Here is a 20,959-nt window from a genome sequence, read left to right on the forward strand (position 1 = left end):
TCAGTCCACCGCCGCGGCCATCCGCCGGACCGCCTCGGTGAGCAGACCGGGCGAGGTCGCCAGGTTGAGCCGGACGTGGCCGGCGCCGCCGGTGCCGAAGCTCGGACCGGGACTGAGGGCCACCCGGCCGCGGGTGAGGAAGGCCGCCGCGGGGTCGTCACCGAGACCCAGCGGGCGGCAGTCCAGCCAGGCGAGATAGGTCCCGGCGGCGGGGCGGTAGCGGACCCGGGGGAGCCGGTCGGCCAGCAGGTCCGCGAGCAGCCGCCGGTTGTCGTCGATCCCGGTGCGCACCGCGTCGAGCCAGTCGCGGCCGTCCCGCAGGGCGGCGGTGTGGGCGATGATGCCGACGTGGCTGGGGCCGTGGCTGACTTCTTCCGGGAGGCGGGCCAGATCGTCGGCCGCGGCGGGCCCGGCGACGGCGAGCGCGGCCTTGAGACCGGCCAGATTCCACGCCTTCGAGGCCGACATCAGCGCAAGCCCGTTCTCCGCCCCGGGCACGCTCAGATAGGGCACGAAGACGGCGTCGTGGGCCACCACGGGCGCATGGATCTCGTCGGCGACGACCCGGATGCCGTACCGGTCCGCCAGCGCCGCGACGGCGGCCAGCTCCTCGGCGCCGTGCACGGTGCCGGTGGGATTGTGCGGGCTGCACAGCAGGTACGCGGCCCGGCCGCCGCCCGCCGTGGCATGCCGGAACGCCTCCTCCAGCGTGGCGAAGTCGATCCGCAGATCGCCGCCCAGCGGTGCCTCCACCACGCGCCGGTCCATGTGCGTCACGAACTGGTAGAACGGCGGGTAGACAGGGCAGTTGACGACCACCGGGTCGCCCGGCCCGGTGATCAGCTTGAGCATCTCGACGATGCCCAGCATCACGTCCGGCACGATCGCCGTGCGCTCCACGGCGAGCCCGTCCCAGCCCCACCGTGTGCGGGCGAAGTCGGCGAGCGCCCCGGCGTACGCGGTCCCCGCCGGATAGCCGGTGTCGCCGAGCGCGACCGCGTCCGTGATCGCCCGGACGACCGGCGCGGCCAGCGGGACGTCCATCTCCGCCACCCACAGCGGCAGCACATCCTCCGGGTAGGTGCGCCACTTCATGCTCGTACGCCGGCGCAGTGCGTCGAGGGAGAGCCGGTGCAGCGGGTTGGCGTTGTCGTCGGGGGTGTCACGCGGCGCGCTGTCCATGGGGCCAAAATAAGCAGGTTCCCCGGAGAAGGGCAGGGGCGCGGGCGCATCGGGCGACCTCGTATGCGCCGGACGGCGTTGCGTGCTCATCGGTCGGTGCCGGGTGTGCTGAAGCGGTCAGGTGGCGGTGAGGACCAGAGCGGCCTGGTCGTCGGGGGTGGACGGGCCCGCGAAGGCCGTCACCGCGGCATTGACGGAATCGATGAGACCGGCGGCGCCGGCGGACGCGGTGGGCCGCGGGTGGAGGGCCGCGGCCAGGCGCTGCTCGTCGAAGAACTCGCCGGCGGCGGAACGGGCCTCGGTGATGCCGTCGGTGACCAGGACCAGGCTGTCGCCCGGGAAGAGGTCGACCCGGCACACACAACCGTCGAAGTCGGGGGCCACACCCAGCAGCATGCCCGACTGGGTGATCTGTTCGATCGTGCCGTCGGCGCGCAGGACGAGCGGGGGGACATGGCCGGCGCGGATCAGGTCCAGCGTGAGGTGCGATGCGGTGTGCCGCAGTTCGCCGTAGACGAGCGAGACGAACAAGCCCTCGTCGACGGAGCCTTCGGTCAGTGCGTCGTTGATGGCGGCGACCACGGCCACCGGGTCGTGCAGCAGCCGCGCGGCGGCGCGGGCGGTGTGGCGGACCATACCGGTGGTGGTGGCGGCCAGGGCGCCGCGCCCGCACACATCGCCGATCATGAGCGCCCAGCGGTTGTCGGGGAGCGGGAAGACGTCGTAGAAGTCGCCGCCGACGTCGAGCCCTTCGCCGGCGGGATGGTAGGACGCCGCCAGATCGGCGCCGGGAATCCTGGGCAGCTCGGGAGGCAGCAGACCGGCCTGTAGGTCGCGGGCCAGCCGGACGCGGTCGGTGAACTGGTGGGCGTTGTCGGCGCTGGACGCGGCCCGGCGGGCGAGCTCCTCGGCAAGGGCGAGGGCATGGCCGTCCAGGGGCGGGCCGGTGGCCAGGAGGGTCAGGACCCCGAAGGTGCGGCCGCGGGCACCCAGCGGTACCGAGACGTAATCGGTGATGCCGGGCAGCGCGGGGCGGCCGCCGCGTGCGACATCGGCGTGGTCCGTCTCCGTCGCACCGGAGGCCAGGACCCGGCGCACCGCCCGGTCGACCTCCTCATGCAGGCCGGGGGCGGCGAGCAGCTCCTCGTCGGCCGGGGTGGCGGCGGCCACGGCGATCCGCCGGGTCCGGCCGTCCTCCAGCACATGGACCGTGCACAGCGGCGCCAGGGCCGGCACGGTCAGCCGGGCCAGGCATTGCAGACAGTCGTCATAGTGCAGCTCACGGGTGATGGCCGTACTGGCCTCCAGCACGAAGGCCAGGTCGTCCCGGACGGCCTTCTCCCGCTCCTGGGCGGCGCGCCCCGCCTCCAGGGCCTGGTGACGTTCGATGGCCAGCGCGGCAATACGGGCGAACGCGCCGCTGAGGGCCACGTCCTTGTCCGCGGGGGCCTTGGGGGCGCGGTGGTATATCGCGAAGGTGCCCAGCAGCCGGTCGTCCGTCCCCATGATCGGAGTGGACCAGCACGCCGCGACCTCGGCCCGCGCGGCCAGGTCGCGGTAGTCCTTCCACCGGCTGTCGGTGGCGATATCGGTGACGATCACCGGCTCGCGGAGATAGGCGGACGTCCCGCAGGAGCCGACGTCCGGACCGATGGCGACGCCGTCGATGGCGTCGTTGTAGAAGGCGGGCAGGCTCGGGCCGGTGCCGTGCAGCAGATGGGTGCCGTCGGGGTCGGCGAGCAGCACCGAAACGATCAGTTCCGGGGACAGCTCCTCGATCGCCCGCGCCATGCCGGTGAGGATCTCGCCCAGTGGGGCGTCGCTCGCGATCTGCTCCAGCAGGAGGCGCTGCTCGGCCGCGAGGAGCTGCGCGTGGTGGAAGGCGGTGGTCTCCACCGCGATCACGACCACTCCGTCGATCCGGCCGAGTGCGTCCCGGCGCGGCTCGTAGGTGAAGTCGAAGAACCCCTCCCGCTCCGCCCCTGGCGGACCGAGCACCAGCCGCCCCGCGCGGGCCCGGTACGCGGTACCCGTGCGGTACACCGCGTCGAGCCGGTCCAGGACGCCCTGCGGAGCCAGCTCGGGGATCAGCTCGGCGATCGGCACATCGGCACGTCCGCGGTCGCCTCCGAAGGCCTCGAAGAACGCCGGATTCGCCGCCTCCAGCAGATGGGCCGGGCCGCTCAGCGCAGCGAAGATCACCGGAGCCTGATCGAAGAGGTCCTCGTACTCCTCGCTCCGGCGAGGCGGGGACCCGGGATGTGCGGCGACCGCGTCGACGCGGTCCGACTGAAGGGACATGACAGGCACTCTCCCTGCACGCACCGGTACCGGCCCGTACCGCTACACGGTCCGTCCTCCTCCACTCTGGCACACCACCCGACGGAGTCCAGGCCGCGCCGGGAACGGTCGCGGAGCGGATCTGCCTGGTCACATGGTGCGCAGTGGGTCGGCGACAGAGAGACGGCGCGAAAGGGGGACGGGATGCAAGGCCGATGCGGCGTCACGGGCCGACGGGGACCGGGCGACCCGGCGACACGACGAGCGCCGAAGCGGATCATGCCCGGCTTCGGACTTTCCTCCCGTATCGTCCTGGCGGTCGATGTGCCTCAGGCGCCGAGCGGGCGGCCCCGGTTCCGCACGGGCCGGGCCGTCCCGCGATCACCTCAAGGGACCGCAGTGATCGAACTCGCCTCGGACCAACTCCCGCCGCTCGCCCGCTGGTTCGCCGCCGGGTCGCCGGGGACGGCGGCGCTGGCCGACCATGTGTCGGCCTCCGGTACCGGCCGCTGGTGGGCCGACCGCGTCCACGCGCCCCGCACGCTGGCCGTCGCCTGCGCCGGACATGTGCTGCTCCGCGGCGACCCGAGGGCCCTGGCACCGGATGCCCTCGCCGTCTTCGACGCGCACTACGTGCAGGCTCCCCGCTGCTTCCTGCCGGTCCTGGGCAGCGCCTTCGACCGGATCGTGCCGTGGGAGCGGATGCTGTACCTGCACCAGGTGCCGGTGGCGGCGCCGCGCCCGCCGCGTGGGGTGACGGTGCGCCGGCTGGTGCCGGCGGACGCTCCGGCGCTGGCCGCCCTCGCTCCCGACACGGCATGGCTCCATGCCAGCTGGGGCGGCCCGGCCGGTCTCGCCGCCTCCGGACTCGGCTGGGCGGCCTTCGGGACGGACGAGATCCTCGCCGTCGCCTGTACGTACTTCCACGGCACCACGTACGAGGACATCGCCTGCTACACCGCGCCCGCACACCGCCGCCGACGCCTCGCCCTGGCCTGTGTGACCGCCCTGTGCCAGGACATCGCGGGCCGCGGCCACGCCCCCAGCTGGACCTGTTCCCGCGACAACCGCCCCAGCCGGCTCCTAGCCTGGACCGCCGGCTTCCGCCTGGCGCACGAGTACGTGCACTACCTCACCGGAAAACCGGCGCGGCGCGATGGCGGTGGCCCGTCCGGCCCTCCGGCCGCCACGGCGGCCCTCGGAGACACGCCGGCGCCACAACACTGAACACCGCGGTCGCGGGGCCCGGACTCCGTACGCTGACCTGGCCGTCTCGTCGATGGCGGGATGCTTTCGCGGTACGACAGGAGCACACGATGGCCGCCTCCGTCCCTGCCGGTGCCTCCTCCGGGGCCACGGCGCGGCAGCGCCTGCACGCCTGGATGCTGGAAGGCCTGTCCGATATGGCCAAGCATCAGAAAGGGGCGCACGGCGGGCCGGTGAGCTCCCACCCGGGCCAGCGGTGGTGGCGGGTGATGTGCCTGACCGGTGTGGACTACTTCTCCACCCTCGGCTATCAGCCGGGCATCGCCGCCCTGGCTGCGGGGCTGCTGTCGCCGATCGCCACCATCGTCCTGGTCCTCGTGACGCTCGCCGGCGCGCTGCCGGTCTACCGGCGGGTGGCGAAGGAGAGTCCGCACGGCCAGGGCTCGATCGCCATGCTGGAGCGGCTGTTGTCCTTCTGGCAGGGCAAGCTGTTCGTCCTGACCCTGCTGGGCTTCGCCGCCACCGACTTCCTCATCACCATCACCCTGTCGGCGGCCGACGCGGCGACCCACCTGGTGGAGAACCCGCACCTCACCAGCGTCCTGCACAACGGCCAGATGGTCATCACCCTCCTCCTGATCGCACTGCTCGGCGCGGTGTTCCTCAAGGGCTTCCTGGAGGCGATCGGGGTGGCGGTCGTCCTCGTGGGCCTCTACCTCACGCTGAACGTGGCCGTGGTCGCCGCCGGACTGTGGCATGTGGCGACCGCGGCGCAGGTCGTCACCGACTGGTCCCAAGCTCTGACCACCGAACACGGCAGCCCCCTGGCGATGGTCGGCGTGGCCCTGCTGGTCTTCCCGAAGCTGGCGCTGGGTCTGTCCGGCTTCGAAACCGGTGTGGCGGTCATGCCGCACATCGAAGGCGACCCCGGTGACACCGAGGAGCGCCCCACCGGACGCATCCGCGGCGCGAAGAAGCTGCTCACCACCTCTGCCGTGATCATGAGCGTCTTCCTCATCGTCACCAGCTTCATCACCACCGTGCTCATCCCGGAGCAGGCGTTCCAGCCCGGCGGATCGGCCAATGGCCGCGCCCTGGCCTATCTCGCCCACGAGTACCTGGGTTCGGCCTTCGGCACGGTCTACGACATCTCCACCATCGCCATCCTCTGGTTCGCCGGCGCCTCGGCCATGGCCGGCCTGCTGAACCTGATGCCGCAGTACCTGCCGCGCTACGGCATGGCGCCCCACTGGGCGCGCGCGGTGCGCCCGATGGTGCTGGTCTTCACCCTGATCGCCTTTCTGGTCACCTGGATCTTCAACGCCGACGTGGACGCCCAGGGCGGCGCCTACGCCACCGGCGTCCTGGTCCTGATCAGCTCCGCCGCGATCGCCGTGACCATCGCCGCCCGGCGGGCCCGGGAGCGCGGCTGGACGATCGGCTTCGCCGTGATCTCCCTGGTGTTCCTCTACACCACCATCGCGAACATCATCGAGCGCCCCGACGGCGTCAAGATCGGTGCCTGCTTCATCGCCGGCATCATCCTGGTGTCGTTCCTCTCCCGGCTCGCCCGCGCCTTCGAGCTGCGCGTCACCAGTGTCGTGCTCGACGCCATGGCCGAGCGGTTCATCCGCGACATCGCCCACCGCAAGATCCGCTTCATCGCGAACGAGCCCGACCAGCGGGATCTGGCCGAGTACCGCGACAAGCTCGAACAGATCCGCACCGACAACGACCTCCAAGCCGACGACGACTTCATCTTCGTCGAGGTCACCGTCGGCGACCCCTCGGAGTTCGAGAGCGAACTACGGGTACACGGCGAGGTCCTGCACGGCCGTTACCGTGTGCTCTGTCTGGAGAGTTCCACCATCTCCAACGCGCTGGCCGCCCTGCTGCTGCACGCCCGCGACATGACCGGACAGCGGCCGCACATCTACTTCGAGTGGACCGAAGGCAATCCGTTCGCCCAGTTCCTCCGGTTCTTCCTCTTCGGCCAGGGCGAAGTCGCCCCCGTCACCCGCGAAGTCCTCCGCGAGGCCGAACCCGACCGTACCCGCCGCCCCCGCGTCCATGTGGGCTGAGCTGCGCCGATGCCCGCTCATTGCCCGACCCGTCCGCGCAGCAGTACGCAGTCGCCGCACAGGGCGCCCCCGCCGCCCGGTGCGGCGCGGTAGATGAGGCAGCAACTTCGGCGGGTGAAGCGCCCGTTGGGAGGGTTGCGGGCGTGGGTGTTCCGTAGTTGCGGATGCTGTAGGAAGGTCAGGGCCGCTGCGCGGGCGGGGTGTGCCAGGGAGGGGGCGGCCGCGGTGATGCCTGTGGCGGCGCCGTTCACGGCGGAGGCCACATTGCCCCACAGGATGTGCGGGGAGACCGAGAAGGGGGCGAAGGCGGCCACCAGGTCGCGGACCGGTCCGGCCAGCAGATCTTCGGCGAGGGCGCTGACCGGGCGGGTGTCGCTGTCGGCGCCACCCCCGTGCCGCACGCCCTCGGCCACGGCCGGGGTCACCGCCTCCCGGGGCAGCGAGAGTCGGAACGCGCCTCCGAGGGCGGACCCCCACCGCAGGTCGCCCAGGGCGAGCGGCCGCGACGGCAGGCCGTGCAGAGCGGCGAGGCCGAGGGCCGGTGAGATGACCCGTGCCACCAGGCCCAGATGGGCAACCGAGGCGGCCACCCGTTGCTCGACGGCTTCGGGCGGTCTGCCGTAGTTGGCGGCGAGGGAGGCCCGCACGGAGGCGACCCGTTCGCGCAGGACATCGTTCCCCTCCTCCGTCAGCTCGCTCAACTTCCGCCAGGGAGGGGTGAGTTCGGAGCCCTCGGCATGGGTCTCGAAGGCGCAGAAGGGGCCGAGTGCCGCCAGATGTGGCGGGGGTGTGGCAGCGGGTTCCGTCATGGGTGCGGTCCGATTCATCGAGAAGGGGCGGGCGTAAGCACCCGGATGGAGACGAGCGGGTCGGCGTTCACGTGCGCTGCCGGTAGAGGTCGGTGAGTAGCGCGACGGCGGCATGCGTGGCCGGATGTGGGTCATGGCGCCGCCAGATGAGATGGACCTCGACGGGGGCGGCGTCCCGGAGGCGCCGGAAGACGATGCCGTCGCGCCGGTACTGGTTGGCGGTGCTCTCCGGTGTGATGCCGACGCTGCGGCCGGTGGCGATCGCCGTGAGCCAGTCGTCGATGTCCTGGGTGTACTCGACGACCGGCCGTGCGTCGGGGGGCCACAGGTCGGCTGTGGTGGTGCCGGTGCGGCGGTCGAGGAGGAGGGTGCGGGAGCGGATGTCGGCCAGGGGGATGGCGCGGCGGGTGGCCCAGGGGTCGTCGGCGGCCATCGCGCAGTAGCGGCGCTCCTGGCCGACGACGGCGCTGGCGAAGCGCACGTCGTCGAAGGCCGTACGGACCACGGCGAGGTCGCACAGCCCCTCCGCCAGACCACCCGTGGCGGAGTTGGTGCGGACCAGATACAGCTCGATATCGGGATGGCGGGCCGCCCAGCGGCGCTGGTACTCGGCGGTGTGCCGGCCCATGGCCGACCAGGCGTGGCCGATGCGCAGCCGGGTGTGGCCGGTGGTGGCTTCGCGGATGAGGTTGTCGGCCTCGGCCAGTACCTTCCGGGCGCGGGCCAGCACCTGGACGCCCGCGGTGGTGGGAATGACGCTCCTGCTGGTGCGGTGCAACAGCCGTACGCCGAGGAAGTCTTCGAGCGAACCGAGCGTCCGGGACACCGCCGCCTGCGAGATCCCGAGATCGATGGCGGCGTCGGTGAAGCCACCGGCATCGACGATCGCCACCAGGCAGCGCAGATGTCGCAGTTCCATCCTCAGATCCATAACCAGAGCGTATTGATGCGTACGAGGATGCATTTTAGGTATCGCCGCCGTGGGCGGAGGCTGCCGGGTATGAGACGAAGCACGCAGGGTCTGCCGCATCCGGAAGCCGTCCGTGGGGGACCGGCGGCGCGCTCGGGCAGACTGGCGGGCGTGGCGATGATGTGCGGCAGCGGACTCGCCAACCAGACCGGCGCGGCGACGGGAGCGCTGGCCTTTCCGGCGATCGGACCGGCCGGGGTGGTGGCCGTGCGGCAGTGGGTGGCCGGGCTCGTCCTCCTGGCGGTGGGCCGGCCCAGGCTGCGTGCGTTCACCTGGCGGCAGTGGTGGCCGGTGCTGTGCCTGGCGATGGTGTTCGCCACGATGAACCTGACCCTCTACACCGCCATCGACCGCATCGGCCTGGGCCTGGCGGTGACCCTGGAGTTCCTCGGCCCGCTGGCCGTGGCCCTGGCCGCCTCCCGCCGTCCGGTGGACCTGCTGTGCGCCCTCGTCGCCGGGGCGGCGGTCGTCATCCTGACCCGTCCCGAGCCGACCACCGACTACGCGGGCATCGCCTTCGGTCTGGTCGCCGCCGTGTGCTGGGCGTCCTACATCCTGCTCAACCGCCTCGTCGGCGCCCGTCTGCCCGGCGCCGAGGGCTCGGCCGCGGCCGCCGGTGTGTCCGCTCTGCTCTACCTCCCCATCGGGATCACCGTGCTCGCCCACCACCCGCCGAGCCTGCGCGTCCTGGGCTACGCGGCCGTCGCGGGCGTCCTCTCCTCGGCCGTACCGTTCCTCGCGGACCTGCTGGCCCTGCGCCGGGTTCCCGCGCGGTTCTTCGGGATCTTCATGAGCGTCAACCCCGTCCTTGCGGCGCTGGTCGGCCTGGTGGTCCTGGGGCAGACGCTGCGCGGGATCGAGTGGCTGGCCGTCTCCGCGATCGTGGTGGCCAACGCCGTCAGCATTCTGGCCGCGGGCCGCCGCCCGGCGCCCTCGTCGGCGGGGCGCGGCAGCACCGCGCTCCCCGCACGGGCGAGGCGCCAAGCCCCCGCGGCGGACTCGGTCACGCCACACGGTCCGCAGGCCGGGGCGCCGCCGGCGCGGTGTGACGCCCGCTGAGCCGCGTCACGGGTACCTCGGGGATCGCCGCAGCTCAGGAGGGAGGCGGACGAAGCCGGGGCCGGGGGAGGGGGCAGTCCCGGCTCCGGGACGCCGTCGGCGCGTGGCGGCCGCCCACCCGCTGCGCAACCTTCGTCCGCCCGCCCGCCGCGAAACCTCGGCCGACCGGTTCTAACCTGGGGGAATGGGCGGTGACTTGCTCACACTGTTCCTCTGCGGCGATGTCATGCTCGGCCGTGGTGTCGACCAGATCCTGCCGCACCCCGGTGACCCGGCGCTGCGGGAGGGGTACCTCCGGGACGCCCGCGCCTATGTCGAGCTGGCGGCGGCGAAAAACGGCCCCGTTCCGTGTCCGGCCGGCTTCGCCTGGCCATGGGGGGACGCGCTGGAGGTACTCGACGAAGCGGCGCCCGCCGCCCGGGTGCTCAATCTGGAAACCAGCGTCACGCGGTACGCCGGATTTGCACCCGAGAAGGAAATCCACTACCGGATGAACCCGGCGAACCTGCCCTGTCTGGCCGCCGCCCGCCCCGACGTCTGCGTACTGGCCAACAACCACGTCTTGGACTTCGGCCGCCAGGGGCTGGCGGACACCCTCGGCGCGCTCGCGGGCGCGGGCCTGCGGACGGCGGGGGCGGGAGGGGACCCCGACGCCGCGCGCCGCCCGGCGATCGTCCCTCTCGCGGACGGCCGCCGGATCCTGGTCTTCTCCTTCGGGATGCCGTCCAGCGGTATCCCGCGGGCATGGGCGGCAGCCGGCGGCGACTCCGGGGTCGACTTCGTGGCCCGGCCCTCACCGGCCGCAGCGGGCGAGATCATCGGGCGGGTACGGCAGGTGAAGCGGCCGGGGGACATCGCGGTCGCCTCCGTCCACTGGGGCCCCAACTGGGGCTATCACGTGACCCGTAGCGAGGCCGCCTTCGCCCGCGGACTCCTGGAGGGCGGGGTGGATCTCGTCCACGGCCACTCCTCGCACCACCCCCGCGCCCTGGAGGCATATCGCGGAAAGCTCGTGATCCACGGGTGCGGCGACTTCATCGATGACTACGAGGGCATCACCGGCTACGAGGAGTACCGGGACGACCTGCGGCTGCTCTTCCTCGTCACGCTGGACCCGGACACCGGCAGGCTCCACGACGTGCGGATCGTCCCCCTCCAGGCCCGGCGCATGCGGCTGCGGCACGCCTCGCGCCAGGACTCCCGGTGGCTGCAAGGGCTCCTCGACCGGATCAGCTCCGGCTTCCGGCCCTGCGCCGCCGACGAGCCGGAGGGCACGCTCACCCTCCGTCCGGCCTAGGGGAAGGGCGGCGGTTCTGGCCGCCCCTTCACCCCTCAGCAAATTCGCAGCAAACGTGCATTTCTCACGGGTTCTTCGTGACAGTCATGACTGTTTCCCGGTCCCCGCGGCATGACAGCGTGATCCCTGTCACCAGCCGAGGGAGTGCGATGAACAAGGGTTACGCCGTCTTTTGCGACGCCGACCGACAGTTCTACGACGCTCCCCACCGGCTGCCCGCGAGCAGCACGGGCCGCGGTGCCCCGTACGCGACGCTGAGCCGGGAGTTGCCCGAGGGCTGGCAGCGCCACCGCTCCGGCGACTGGCTGGCGTTCCGCCCGCTGGACCGCGAACTCCCCAGCCAGGGCTGGAAGATCCATGTCTCGGCCTGCCTGGACAACGCCGAACGTGTCCTGTCCAAGGTCTGGGACTACTGCGTCCCCCGCTCGATCGCCTTCAAGTGCATGCCGACCCGATACCTGCTGCACATCCGCAACGCCAAATACGCCGACCGCGGCGCCAGCGGAAAGTTCCTCACGGTCTACCCCGCCGACGAGGAGCAGTGCGGCCGCATCGCCGAGGAGCTGAACGAGCTGCTCGCCGGCGAGCCGGGCCCGTACATCCTCAGCGATCTGCGCTGGGGCGCCGGTCCGGTGTATGTGCGCTACGGCAGCTTCACCGAACGGCACTGCTACGACGACAAGGGCGAACTCCGCCCCGCGATCGAGGACGGCCAGGGGCAGTTGGTCCCGGACCGCCGCGAGCCCGCGTTCCGCGTCCCCGAGTGGGTCACCCTCCCGGAGTTCCTCCAGCCGCATCTGGCCGCCCGCTCCGCCACCACCGTCACCGACCTGCCGTACAAGATCGAGCAGGCACTGCACTTCTCCAACGGCGGTGGCGTCTACGTCGGCCGGGACCTGCGGACCGACCAGCGGGTGGTGCTGAAGGAGGCACGGCCGTATGCCGGACTGGCCGCCGATGAAGCGGACGCCGTGACCCGGCTGGAGCGGGAGCGGGACGCGCTGAAAAGACTCTCCGGACTCGGCTGCGCCCCCGAGGTGCACGACTGGTTCACCCTCGGCGAGCACACCTTCCTGGTGCTGGAGTTCGTCGAAGGCCGGCCGCTGAACAGCTTCTTCGCGCACCGTCACCCGCTGATCGAGGCCGATCCGCGTCCCGAGCGGCTCGCGGAGTACACCGAGTGGGCCATCCGCGTCCACGGCCTGGTGGCCGACGCGGTCAAGGCGATCCACTCCCGCGGCGTGGTCTTCAACGATCTGCACCTCTTCAACATCATGATGTCCGAGGACGAATCCTCCGTGGTGCTGCTGGACTTCGAGGCCGCATCCGTCGACGACGAGTCCAGCCGCCAGGTGATCGCCAACCCCGGCTTCGTCGCCCCCGCGGACCGCCGGGGCTTCGATGTCGACCGCTACGCCCTGGCCTGTCTGCGACTTGCGCTGTTCCTCCCGCTCACCAGCCTCTTCGCGGTGGACCGCAACAAGGCAGCACATCTCGCGGAGATCGCCGCCGCACAGTTCCCGGTGCCCCGCGACTACCTCGACGAAGCCGTGGCGGAGATCCTGCGGGGCTACCAGCCCGCGCATGCCCCCGTCCGCACGGGCCGGACCGGGGGAGCGGACTACCTCCCCGTGGCCCTCGGCGACTGGCCGCACAGCCGCGACTCCATGGTCCGGGCCGTGCTCGCCTCGGCCACCCCGGACCGGGAGGACCGCTACTTCCCCGGCGACATCGCCCAGTTCTCCACCACGGGCGGGGGCACCTGCTTCGCCTACGGGGCGGCCGGAGTGCTGTACGCCCTGGCGGAGACCGGCGCGGACCGCTGCCCGGAGGCGGAGGAGTGGCTGCTGCGCAGGACGAAGACCCCCGCGTCCGGCAGCCCACTCGGCTTCTATGACGGGCTCTCCGGCGTCGCCTGGGTCCTGGACCGGCTCGGACACCGGGATCGGGCCCTGGACCTCATCGACACCATCGCCACCCAGCGCTGGCAGGACATCGCACCCGATCTGCACAGTGGCCTGGCGGGCCTCGGTCTGGCCCTCGACTCCCTGGCCGGCACCACCGGTGAAACCGCCCTCGGTGAGCGGGCCTTGCACTGCGCCCAGCTGGTGGCCGACAAGCTCCGGACCGCCGCGCCCACCGCCGAGGGCGGCGCGACGCCCCGCGCCGGGCTGCTGCACGGAGACAGCGGAGCGGCCCTGCTCTTCCTGCGCCTGTACGAGCGCACCGACGACCCCGCGTTGCTCGATCTGGCCGCCGACGCCCTGCGCCGGGACCTGTCCCGCTGCGTCCGCGGCGCCGGGGGCGCCCTCCAGGTCAACGAGGGCTGGCGGACCATGCCCTACCTCGGCGCCGGCAGCGTCGGCATCGGCATGGTGCTCGACGACTTCCTCGCCCATCGCCCGGACGACGAGTTCGCACGGGCGCGGAGCGAGATCGTGCAGGCCGCCCAGGCCAAGTTCTATGCCCAGCCCGGCCTGTTCCGCGGCGCGGCGGGCATGGTGCTGCACCTCGCCCGCACCACGGCCGGCGGCCCCGGCACCCATGCCGCCGACCTCCGCCGCCAGATCGACTCCCTGGCCTGGGGGGCCGTGCCCTACCAAGGCCATCTTGCCTTCGCCGGGGAGCAGATGATGCGGCTCTCCATGGACCTGAGCACCGGCACCGCCGGATGTCTGCTCGCACTGGGCAGCGCCCTGCACGACACCCCCGTGCACCTGCCCTTCCTCCCGCCGCCCAGGCGGCCCTGAAGCCGGCCCCGTCCGGGGCCGATCGAGAAACACCGTCCCCATCAGAGAGGAACCACCATGTCCCTTCTTGACCTGCAGACGCTGGAGACCCCCAAGGCCGAGGCCACGGAGGAGCTGCACACCGGCAGCCGCGCGAGCCTGCTGCTCTGCGGTGACAGCAGCCTGAGCGTCACCACCTGTAACTGACTTCCCGCCGTTACGGGACCTCGGTCCCCGTAGCGCGTAAGTCACGGCGAGCCCCGGGTGGCAACACCGCCCGGGGCCTGCCGCTGCCGTTCGTATCCGTACCTTGGAGGCGAGGTCCGCACCCCTATGCCCCGCACCCCCGGGCCCTCCTCGCCCCCGCCGGCCGCCCGGCGCGGACCGGACCCCGGCGCCCGCTCCGTCCTGACCGGTGCCTTCCGGCACAGCCCCGTACGCACCCTCGCCGTCTGCCTCTTCAGCGTGGCGTCCGCGGGTGCCGCCATCGCGCTGCCCGCCGTACTCGGCCACACCCTCGACCTCGTGCTCGGCGCCCGTCCGGGCCTCCACGGGGCCCTCGTGCTCTGCGCCGTGCTGCTGAGCGCGGAAGTGCTGCTGGACGCGCTGGTGGCGCTGACCGGCGGCGTCACCACCGCCCGCAGCACCGCCTGGCTCCGCCGGAGCGGTATCGACCATCTGCTCTCCCTCGCCCCGCACCGGGTCGCCGACCGCTTCACCCCCGGTGACCTGGTGACCCGCCTCACCGGGAACGCCGCCGACGCCGGGACCGCACCCACCGCCGCGGCCACCGGCCTCGCCGCCGTCATCACCCCGGCCGGCGCCCTGATCGCCCTGGCGCTCACCGACATCTGGCTGGCCGCCGTGTTCCTCGCCGGACTGCCGCTGCTGACCCGGCTGCTGCGCCGCTTCGCCCGCGGATCCTCCGACAGCGTCCGCCGCTATCAACGCGTCCAGGCGGACCTCGCGACCCGGCTCGTCGAGGCGCTCGGCGGCGCCCGGACCATCGCCGCGGCGGGAACGGCGGAGCGCGAACGGGCCCGGGTCCTCGCACCGCTTCCCGAACTGGGCGCGCAGGGACGGCACATGTGGCAGATCTACGGCCGCGCCGTGGTCAGCAGCAGCATCCTGGTACCGCTGCTGACCACCGCCGTCCTCGCCGTCGGCGGCATCCGGCTGGCGTACGGCAGCCTCTCCGTCGGTGAACTGCTGGCGGCCTCCCGGTACGCCGCCCTCACCGCCGGGCTGGGCGGGGTCGTCGGGCAGCTCAACGCCCTGGTGCGCAGCCGTGCCGCGGCCCACCGCACCGGCGAACTCCTCACCCTGCCCACGCCGCCGCAGGGCTCCCGGCCGCTGCCCGCCGACGGCCCCGGCCGGCTCGAACTGCGCGCGGTCACCGTCCTCCGCGGTGGCACCCCCGCGCTGCGCGAGGTCGACCTGGTGGTGCCCGGCGGCACGACCATGGCGGTCGTCGGGCACTCGGGGGCGGGCAAGTCGCTGCTCGCCGCCGTCGCTGGCCGGCTCACCGATCCCGACAGCGGGCAGGTGCTGCTGGACGGGATACCCCTCGACGAGGCCGATCCCGCGCAGCTGCGTCGCGAGATCGGCTATGCCTTCGAACGGCCCGCCCTGTTCGGCGCCACCGTAGGGGACGCCATCGGCTTCGGTCCCTACGAGCCCCCGGACCGGACGATCGAGGCCGCCTCCCGCGCGGCCGGTGCGGACTCGTTCGTCCGTCTCCTCCCCGGGGGATACACCGCGCCGCTCACCGACGCCCCGCTGTCCGGCGGCGAGGTCCAACGCCTCGGCCTGGCACGTGCGTTCGCCCACGCCGGCCGACTGCTCGTGCTCGACGACGCCACCTCCAGCCTGGACAGCGTCACCGAACTCCATGTCCGCCGCGCCCTGGTCCATGACGTACGGACCGGCAGCAGACTGCTGATCGCCCATCGCGTCTCCTCCGCCGCCCGCGCCGATCTGGTCGCATGGCTGGAGAACGGACGGCTCCGCGCCGTCGCCCCGCATGACCGGCTCTGGGCGGACGCCGACTACCGCGCGGTGTTCGCCCACACCGAGAACGAGGACACCCGGACCGCCTCATGACGACCGCGACCGCACGACTGCTGCCCCGGGCGAGGCGCTTTCTCCGCCGCCGGACCCGCGTCCTGCTGCTGCTGGCCGGCTGGTCACTGCTGGAGTCCGCCCACACCTTCCTCGGTGGCTACGGCCTGGCAAAGGCCCTGGACCAGGGCTTTCTGGCCGGCCACACCGGCGTCGGGCTGGTCTGGCTGGGCGTCACCGCACTGGCCGTCATCGTCGGCGGGCTGGCCGGCCGAGGAGTCTTCCGCGGACTGGCCGACCTCGTCGAGCCGCTGCGCGACGGCCTGGTCCGTCAGGTGGTGGCGCGGTCGCTGACGCACGCGGTGGCGCAGCCGGCGCGTGCGGCGGACAGTGCCGTGGTCTCCCGGCTGACCAACCAGACCGAGATCGCCCGGGACAGCTTCGCCGGACTGGTCCTGGTCGCCCGCTCCTTCGTGTTCACCGCGGCCGGAGCGGTGCTCGGACTCCTCTCCCTGGCGCCCCAGTTGCTGCTGATCGTGGTGCCTCCGCTCGCGGCCGGGCTGCTGCTCTTCCTGGCCACCCTCCGGCCGATGGCGGCCCGCCAGCGCGCCTTCCTCCAGGCGGACGAGGACCTGGCCACACAGTTCGGCGCCGTCGCCGAGGGGCTGCGTGACGTGGTGGCCTGCGGTGCGCAGCAGCGGACCGCGGACCGGGCGTACGGCGTCATCGAGGACGAGGCCCGCGCGGCACGGCAACTGGCGCGCTGGGCCGCCGTCCGCTGTCTCGCGCTCGGCCTGGCCGGCCAACTGCCCATCCTCTTGCTGCTGGTCACCGCGCCCTGGCTGCTGCGGCAAGGACTCACCCCCGGCGCCGTGCTGGGCGCGCTGGCCTATCTGACCCAGTCCCTGCTGCCCGCCCTGCACACCCTGATGAACGCGCTGGGCTCGGCCGGCACCCGACTGCTCGTGGTCCTCGACCGCCTCACCACCGGCCCCGCTCCGCAGCCCTCCACCGCGCCGCCGCCCGCCACCACGCAGGAGCCCGCGCCCCACGTCCCCGCCCCGCCCGACGGCCCCCGCGTCGAACTGCGCGCGGTGACCTTCGCCTACGGGCCCGCCGCCCGGCCCGTGCTGCACGACCTCGACCTGACCGTCGAACCGGGCGAACACCTCGTCGTGGTGGGACCGAGCGGCATCGGAAAGTCGACCCTGACCGCGCTCGTCGCCGGACTGCTCGCACCCGCCCACGGCGAGATACGGGTGGCCGGCCGGCCGGTCCGCGCCCCCTTGGGAACCGATCCGTCCCTGCTGCGAGTGCTCATCCCGCAACAGGCCTACGTCTTCTCCGGCACCGTGCGCGAGAACCTGCTCTACCTCCGCCCGGACGGCGCCTCCACAGCAGCCCTGGAGGCGGCGTCGGATGCCGTGGGCCTGGACGCGCTGGTGCGCCGGCTGGGCGGATTCGACGCACCGCTCGACCCAGGCACCCTGTCCCAGGGCGAACGCCAGCTGATCGCACTGGGCCGGGCCCATCTGTCACCCGCCCCCCTCGTCCTCCTCGACGAGGCGACCTGCCACCTCGACCCGGCGGCGGAAATGCGGGCCGAGCGCGCCTTCGCGGAGCGCCCCGGAACGCTGATCGTCGTGGCCCACCGGATCACCTCGGCCCGCCGGGCCGACCGCATCCTGGTACTCGACGGCAACCGGGCCACCTGCGGTACCCATGACGAGCTGCTCGAACGCTCGCCCCTCTACCGGGACCTGGCGGGAAGCTGGCAGCCGGACGCACCGGAGCGCGAGGAGAACCTCACCGCGAAGTCCCGCTTTCCCGTCTGATCACGGGACTTCACGGACTCTCCGGACATGCCCCTATACCCAGCCCGCCCCCTGCGATATCCGTATCGCGTCCACCCGGTTACGCGCGCCGGTTTTGCGATTGATGGCCGCCATGTAATTGCGTACCGTCCCGCTGCTCAGATGCAGTTCACGGGCGATCTCGGAGACCGGAGCGCCGCCCGCGGCGAGTGACAGCACGCTTAACTCACGCGGGGTCAGCGGCATGTCGGCGGCCTCCAGGAAATCCGGACTGAGCGAATGGTCGACATAGCGCTTCCCGGAGGCGACCAGGGTGATCGCGTGCAACAGCCGGGCCGGTGGCGCGTCCTTGTCCACGAACCCCCGCGCCCGGGCGGCGATGGCCCGGCGCAGCGTGCCGGGCCGGCAGGCGCTGGCCAGGACCAGCAGGGCGCATCCCGGGCCGCCGGGATGGTCCGCCGAGGCCACCGAACCCGTACAGTCGCCATCGATGACGCACACCTGCGGCCGGAAGGAACGGGCTCGCCCGGGGGCACTTCTCCAGCAGGAGGCGACCGCGTCGATACCCTCCTCGTCGCGCAACAGCGCGGTGAGCGCCGAGCGCAGCAGCCGCGTTTCGTGCACCACCAAGACCCGGATCACGTTCGTCCCTTCGTTTCTGCTTCTGCGGTCTGCCCCCGTCGTCGGACAGCCACCCGGGGAACAACCGGCGATGTGGCGACAGTTACCCGACGAGCATCTGCCGCAGCACACACTTTCAGCCCCGAACGCTGCCTTGCAGAATTGTTACGGCTGTCATTCCCGCCAGATGGATTTTCGCTGGAGATGACTGGAAACCGCGTCATCGAGCCCGGGTGCGGCCTCGTTCATTACCGCTCAGGATGGCAGGACTCCACAATGCGCGGGGCGGTCGGTGGGCACCGGTGTCCCCGCAGGCCGGTGCGCGGGCGGAGCTGCCGCGGCGGAGCGGCGGGCGCCCGGTGGCCGGCGGTGTTCGTAGGAACTTCACACACCAAGGGGGCGGATTCCGGAAAGCGTCCAGGGCGTCAGGCGCAAAATTCCCGCCAACCTCGTGATGACCGCTTAGCGGGTTGTTTCCTGCACTTGTTACGGGTGTGACGGACGTGCCGGGTGATTTCGGTAGGGGGGCGCGCGGAAATTCCGCGCGCCCCCCTAGGAGGTGTCTCAGGGCAGCAGGGTGTCGAGGAACGTATTGGAGAACACCCTCGCCGGGTCATAGGAGTTGAGGATGTCCCGGGCGGTGCGCCACTCGTCGAACGCGGCCGGCACGCTGCCGCCCAGCGTGCCGGAATCGTGCCATGGCCCGCTGTCCGTATAGGCCCAGCCCTTGGACCACTCGGGACGCACGGTCGCATACGACCCGGTGTAGGTCTGCCAGATCCACTGCTCCAGCTCACGGAAGAAGGGGGCGGCGCCCGGCGTACCGGGATAGGTGGCGAAGTCGAGCCACACCACGGTGTCCCACTCGGGACGGTCCCGGCGGGCCCGGGCCGGGGAGAGCAGGGGACCATCGAGCGGGTCCGTACCGGTGATGCGCAGTTCGATCGGCCCGTTGACGGGGTAGGAGCCGCGGCCCTGGTGAGCCGTGAGCACCTGCTGATAGCGGGAGTAGAAGTCACTCACCACCCGCTGCACATTCGCCCGGGAGGTGAGCACCGCCCACCCCGCCTCGACGATCCGCAGCGTGGTGGGTTCGACGTACAGCAGGCTGTTCTTCGACCAGCCCCAGACATCCCAGGTGCCAGTGACGATCAGCCCGGAGCCGACGATGGACATCGCCAGCTTGGTGAAGACGGGGGTCTTGTCGCCCCCGCCCGCGGCGATCTCCCCGAGCAGCCGCGACATCTCCTCGGTGACCCGGTTGGCGAAGGTGTAGGCGTACGGGGTGTCGATCTGCCGGGAGAGCAGCGGCTTGCCGGGCGCCACGCTCCACACCTTCAGCCACGGCACATCGGTGAACGGGAACCAGATCGCCTCGATACGCCCGGTGCGGTCCAGGTAGGAGCCGATCGTACGGCCGCCCGTACCGGGCGGGCCGAAGACGGTGCCCACGTTCACGTCGTACCAATTCTGGCAGCGCAGCCGGGTGTTGGCCGCGGCCGTCAGCGTCACCTCGGTGACGAAGGCACGGCCCAGGTGAACGAGGAAGGCCCGGATGTCCGGGTCGGAGCGGGAGAACGTCTTGAGTACATAACGCCTCTCCGCCGCGCTCCAGACCACGGCGGTGAGCGAGGTGACCAGCGAGCTCAGGGTGCCGAAGCCGGAGCCCGCGGGCGGGTTCTCGGTCGCGGTGGGCACCCCGGTGCCGTGACCGCCGATGGCCAGCACCCCGCCGATGGTCAGATCACCGGGCGCCGTAGTGGTGGCGAGACCGAGCCCCGACTCCTCCAGGCGGGCGAGGATCCGGTCCAGCGTCGCCCCCGCCTGCGCGGTGACGCTCCCCGGATTGCCGCCCTGCACACTGACCGCGGTGAGGTGGGAGGTGGTGTCGACGATGACCGTACGGTTGGTGTCGGCTCCGGCGGGTACCACCAGCGGCGACCAGGTGTGGCCCTTGCCCCGCGCCCGGAGCCGGTAGCCGTGCTGATGAGCCCAGTTGGCGAGGGCGACCACATCGTCGGGCGTACGTGCCGAAGCCGTCCAGACGCCCTCGACGACGATCTCCAGTGACCAGTTCCGGAAGGCCTGTTGGGAGAGGGGAATGCCCGCGGGAAAGTCGGGCGGAGGGGTGAGGGTGGCCGCGGCGCTGCCCGCGGGGATGCGATGCGCGGGCTGTAGCCCGGCCGCCGCCGCAAGGCCCGCGGCGGCGGCCCCGGTCAGTAACGTACGGCGGGTGAGGGAGGGTCTGCGAGCGCTGTCGTCGGACATGGCTGTCCTTCCGGCACGCGGCGCGCCGCCCCGTTGCACCGCGCACGGATCGTAGGGGTGAGACCGTACGAGCGCCCCGGTGCGGTGGGGGTGTGCCGGAAGGGTAGGGTGACGGCCCGTCAGTTGCAATGCCCGTGCGACGGACGGCGGAAGCGGCCGGCCGGGACCGCGAATCAGGCGGCGTCGTCACGGGGCAGCAGAGACCCCAGGGGACCGAGATCGAGATTGAGGTCCCGCATCGTGAGGCCGTAGCGCTCACAGAGTTCCGCCATCCGGTCCTGGAGAATCATCAGCGTCAGCCCGACCCGCTCTTCCTGCTCCTCGCTCAGGTCTCCCTGGTCGACACGGTGCAAGGCGGTCCGCTCCATCAGCTGCCGCAAAAGTTCCACGATGGTCAGCACCAGCTTGATGAGATCGCGCTCCACCGTCTCCGGGTCGGTCCGCAGCCGCTGGGCGAGAGCGCTGTCCCGCCCCTGCGGCGGCTCGTCGGACGGGGCCGGCACCAGGTCGAAGGCCCGGGCCGCGGCCTGCGCCACCTCCGCGAAGGCGGGCTCCACGGGGGCGGCCGGTTCATTCGTCATG

The 20,959-nt window shown here is 72.1% G+C and carries 15 protein-coding genes; 8 read left to right on the forward strand and 7 right to left on the reverse strand.

Translation table 11 applies throughout. The annotated features are described in order from the left end of the window. Positions 1-1,182: a MalY/PatB family protein gene (locus TU31_RS10950; protein ID WP_042152774.1), complete on the reverse strand. Its 1,182-nt coding sequence runs from the start codon at positions 1,180-1,182 to the stop codon at positions 1-3. Positions 1,183-1,299: 117 nt separating this feature from the next. Continuing rightward, complete coding sequence (locus TU31_RS10955; RefSeq protein ID WP_042152776.1) at positions 1,300-3,483, reverse strand: SpoIIE family protein phosphatase; 2,184 nt, start codon at positions 3,481-3,483, stop codon at positions 1,300-1,302. Between the two features lie 378 nt (positions 3,484-3,861). Here TU31_RS10955 and TU31_RS10960 point away from each other — a divergent pair, with 378 nt between their 5' ends. Then, positions 3,862-4,689, forward strand: coding sequence for a GNAT family N-acetyltransferase (locus tag TU31_RS10960; RefSeq protein ID WP_042152779.1), 828 nt, complete (start codon positions 3,862-3,864; stop codon positions 4,687-4,689). Positions 4,690-4,778: 89 nt separating this feature from the next. After that, positions 4,779-6,749, forward strand: coding sequence for an APC family permease (locus TU31_RS10965; protein WP_042152782.1), 1,971 nt, complete (start codon positions 4,779-4,781; stop codon positions 6,747-6,749). Positions 6,750-6,766: 17 nt separating this feature from the next. Here TU31_RS10965 and TU31_RS10970 read toward each other — a convergent pair whose 3' ends face one another. Both TU31_RS10970 and TU31_RS10975 read right to left on the reverse strand, forming a co-directional pair. Further along, on the reverse strand, positions 6,767-7,558 hold the full coding sequence (locus TU31_RS10970) for a (2Fe-2S)-binding protein (protein ID WP_042152785.1): 792 nt from the start codon (positions 7,556-7,558) through the stop codon (positions 6,767-6,769). Positions 7,559-7,625: 67 nt separating this feature from the next. Then, complete coding sequence (locus tag TU31_RS10975) at positions 7,626-8,489, reverse strand: LysR family transcriptional regulator (protein ID WP_042152789.1); 864 nt, start codon at positions 8,487-8,489, stop codon at positions 7,626-7,628. 69 nt (positions 8,490-8,558) lie between these two features. On the opposite strand from TU31_RS10975, the gene TU31_RS10980 reads away from it, so the two are divergent. From TU31_RS10980 to TU31_RS11005, 6 genes are all read left to right on the forward strand, one after another. Then, positions 8,559-9,587 carry an EamA family transporter gene (locus TU31_RS10980; protein ID WP_078885694.1) on the forward strand — a complete coding sequence of 343 codons (1,029 nt, stop codon included), beginning with the start codon at positions 8,559-8,561 and terminating at the stop codon, positions 9,585-9,587. A gap of 184 nt (positions 9,588-9,771) precedes the next feature. Then, on the forward strand, positions 9,772-10,884 hold the full coding sequence (locus TU31_RS10985) for a CapA family protein (protein WP_042152792.1): 1,113 nt from the start codon (positions 9,772-9,774) through the stop codon (positions 10,882-10,884). A 149-nt stretch (positions 10,885-11,033) separates the two neighbouring features. Further along, positions 11,034-13,634 (forward strand): class III lanthionine synthetase LanKC, encoded by a 2,601-nt coding sequence (gene lanKC, locus TU31_RS10990; protein WP_107070665.1) that lies wholly within the window; start codon positions 11,034-11,036, stop codon positions 13,632-13,634. A gap of 57 nt (positions 13,635-13,691) precedes the next feature. Further along, the gene (locus TU31_RS37940; RefSeq protein ID WP_042152795.1) at positions 13,692-13,820 is read left to right on the forward strand and encodes a SapB/AmfS family lanthipeptide; all 129 of its coding nucleotides are present in this window, start codon (positions 13,692-13,694) and stop codon (positions 13,818-13,820) included. Positions 13,821-13,946: 126 nt separating this feature from the next. Further along, positions 13,947-15,716 carry an ABC transporter ATP-binding protein gene (locus TU31_RS11000; RefSeq protein ID WP_042152798.1) on the forward strand — a complete coding sequence of 590 codons (1,770 nt, stop codon included), beginning with the start codon at positions 13,947-13,949 and terminating at the stop codon, positions 15,714-15,716. Beyond that, positions 15,713-17,509: an ABC transporter ATP-binding protein gene (locus TU31_RS11005; protein WP_042152801.1), complete on the forward strand. Its 1,797-nt coding sequence runs from the start codon at positions 15,713-15,715 to the stop codon at positions 17,507-17,509. Before TU31_RS11000 ends, TU31_RS11005 begins: the two co-directional genes overlap by 4 nt. A gap of 33 nt (positions 17,510-17,542) precedes the next feature. On the opposite strand, the gene TU31_RS11010 is transcribed toward TU31_RS11005, so the two are convergent. The 3 genes from TU31_RS11010 to TU31_RS11020 all read right to left on the reverse strand — a co-directional run bounded on the left by TU31_RS11010 (position 17,543) and on the right by TU31_RS11020 (position 20,958). Further along, complete coding sequence (locus TU31_RS11010; protein WP_078885695.1) at positions 17,543-18,130, reverse strand: response regulator transcription factor; 588 nt, start codon at positions 18,128-18,130, stop codon at positions 17,543-17,545. 543 nt (positions 18,131-18,673) lie between these two features. Beyond that, the gene (locus TU31_RS11015) at positions 18,674-20,377 is read right to left on the reverse strand and encodes a cholesterol oxidase substrate-binding domain-containing protein (protein ID WP_052718884.1); all 1,704 of its coding nucleotides are present in this window, start codon (positions 20,375-20,377) and stop codon (positions 18,674-18,676) included. A 173-nt stretch (positions 20,378-20,550) separates the two neighbouring features. Then, positions 20,551-20,958 carry a gas vesicle protein K gene (locus tag TU31_RS11020; protein WP_042152803.1) on the reverse strand — a complete coding sequence of 136 codons (408 nt, stop codon included), beginning with the start codon at positions 20,956-20,958 and terminating at the stop codon, positions 20,551-20,553. Between the last annotated feature and the right edge of the window lies 1 nt (position 20,959).

The organism is Streptomyces lydicamycinicus (assembly GCF_000829715.2).
In the GTDB taxonomy this organism is placed as follows: Bacteria; Actinomycetota; Actinomycetes; order Streptomycetales; family Streptomycetaceae; genus Streptomyces; species Streptomyces lydicamycinicus.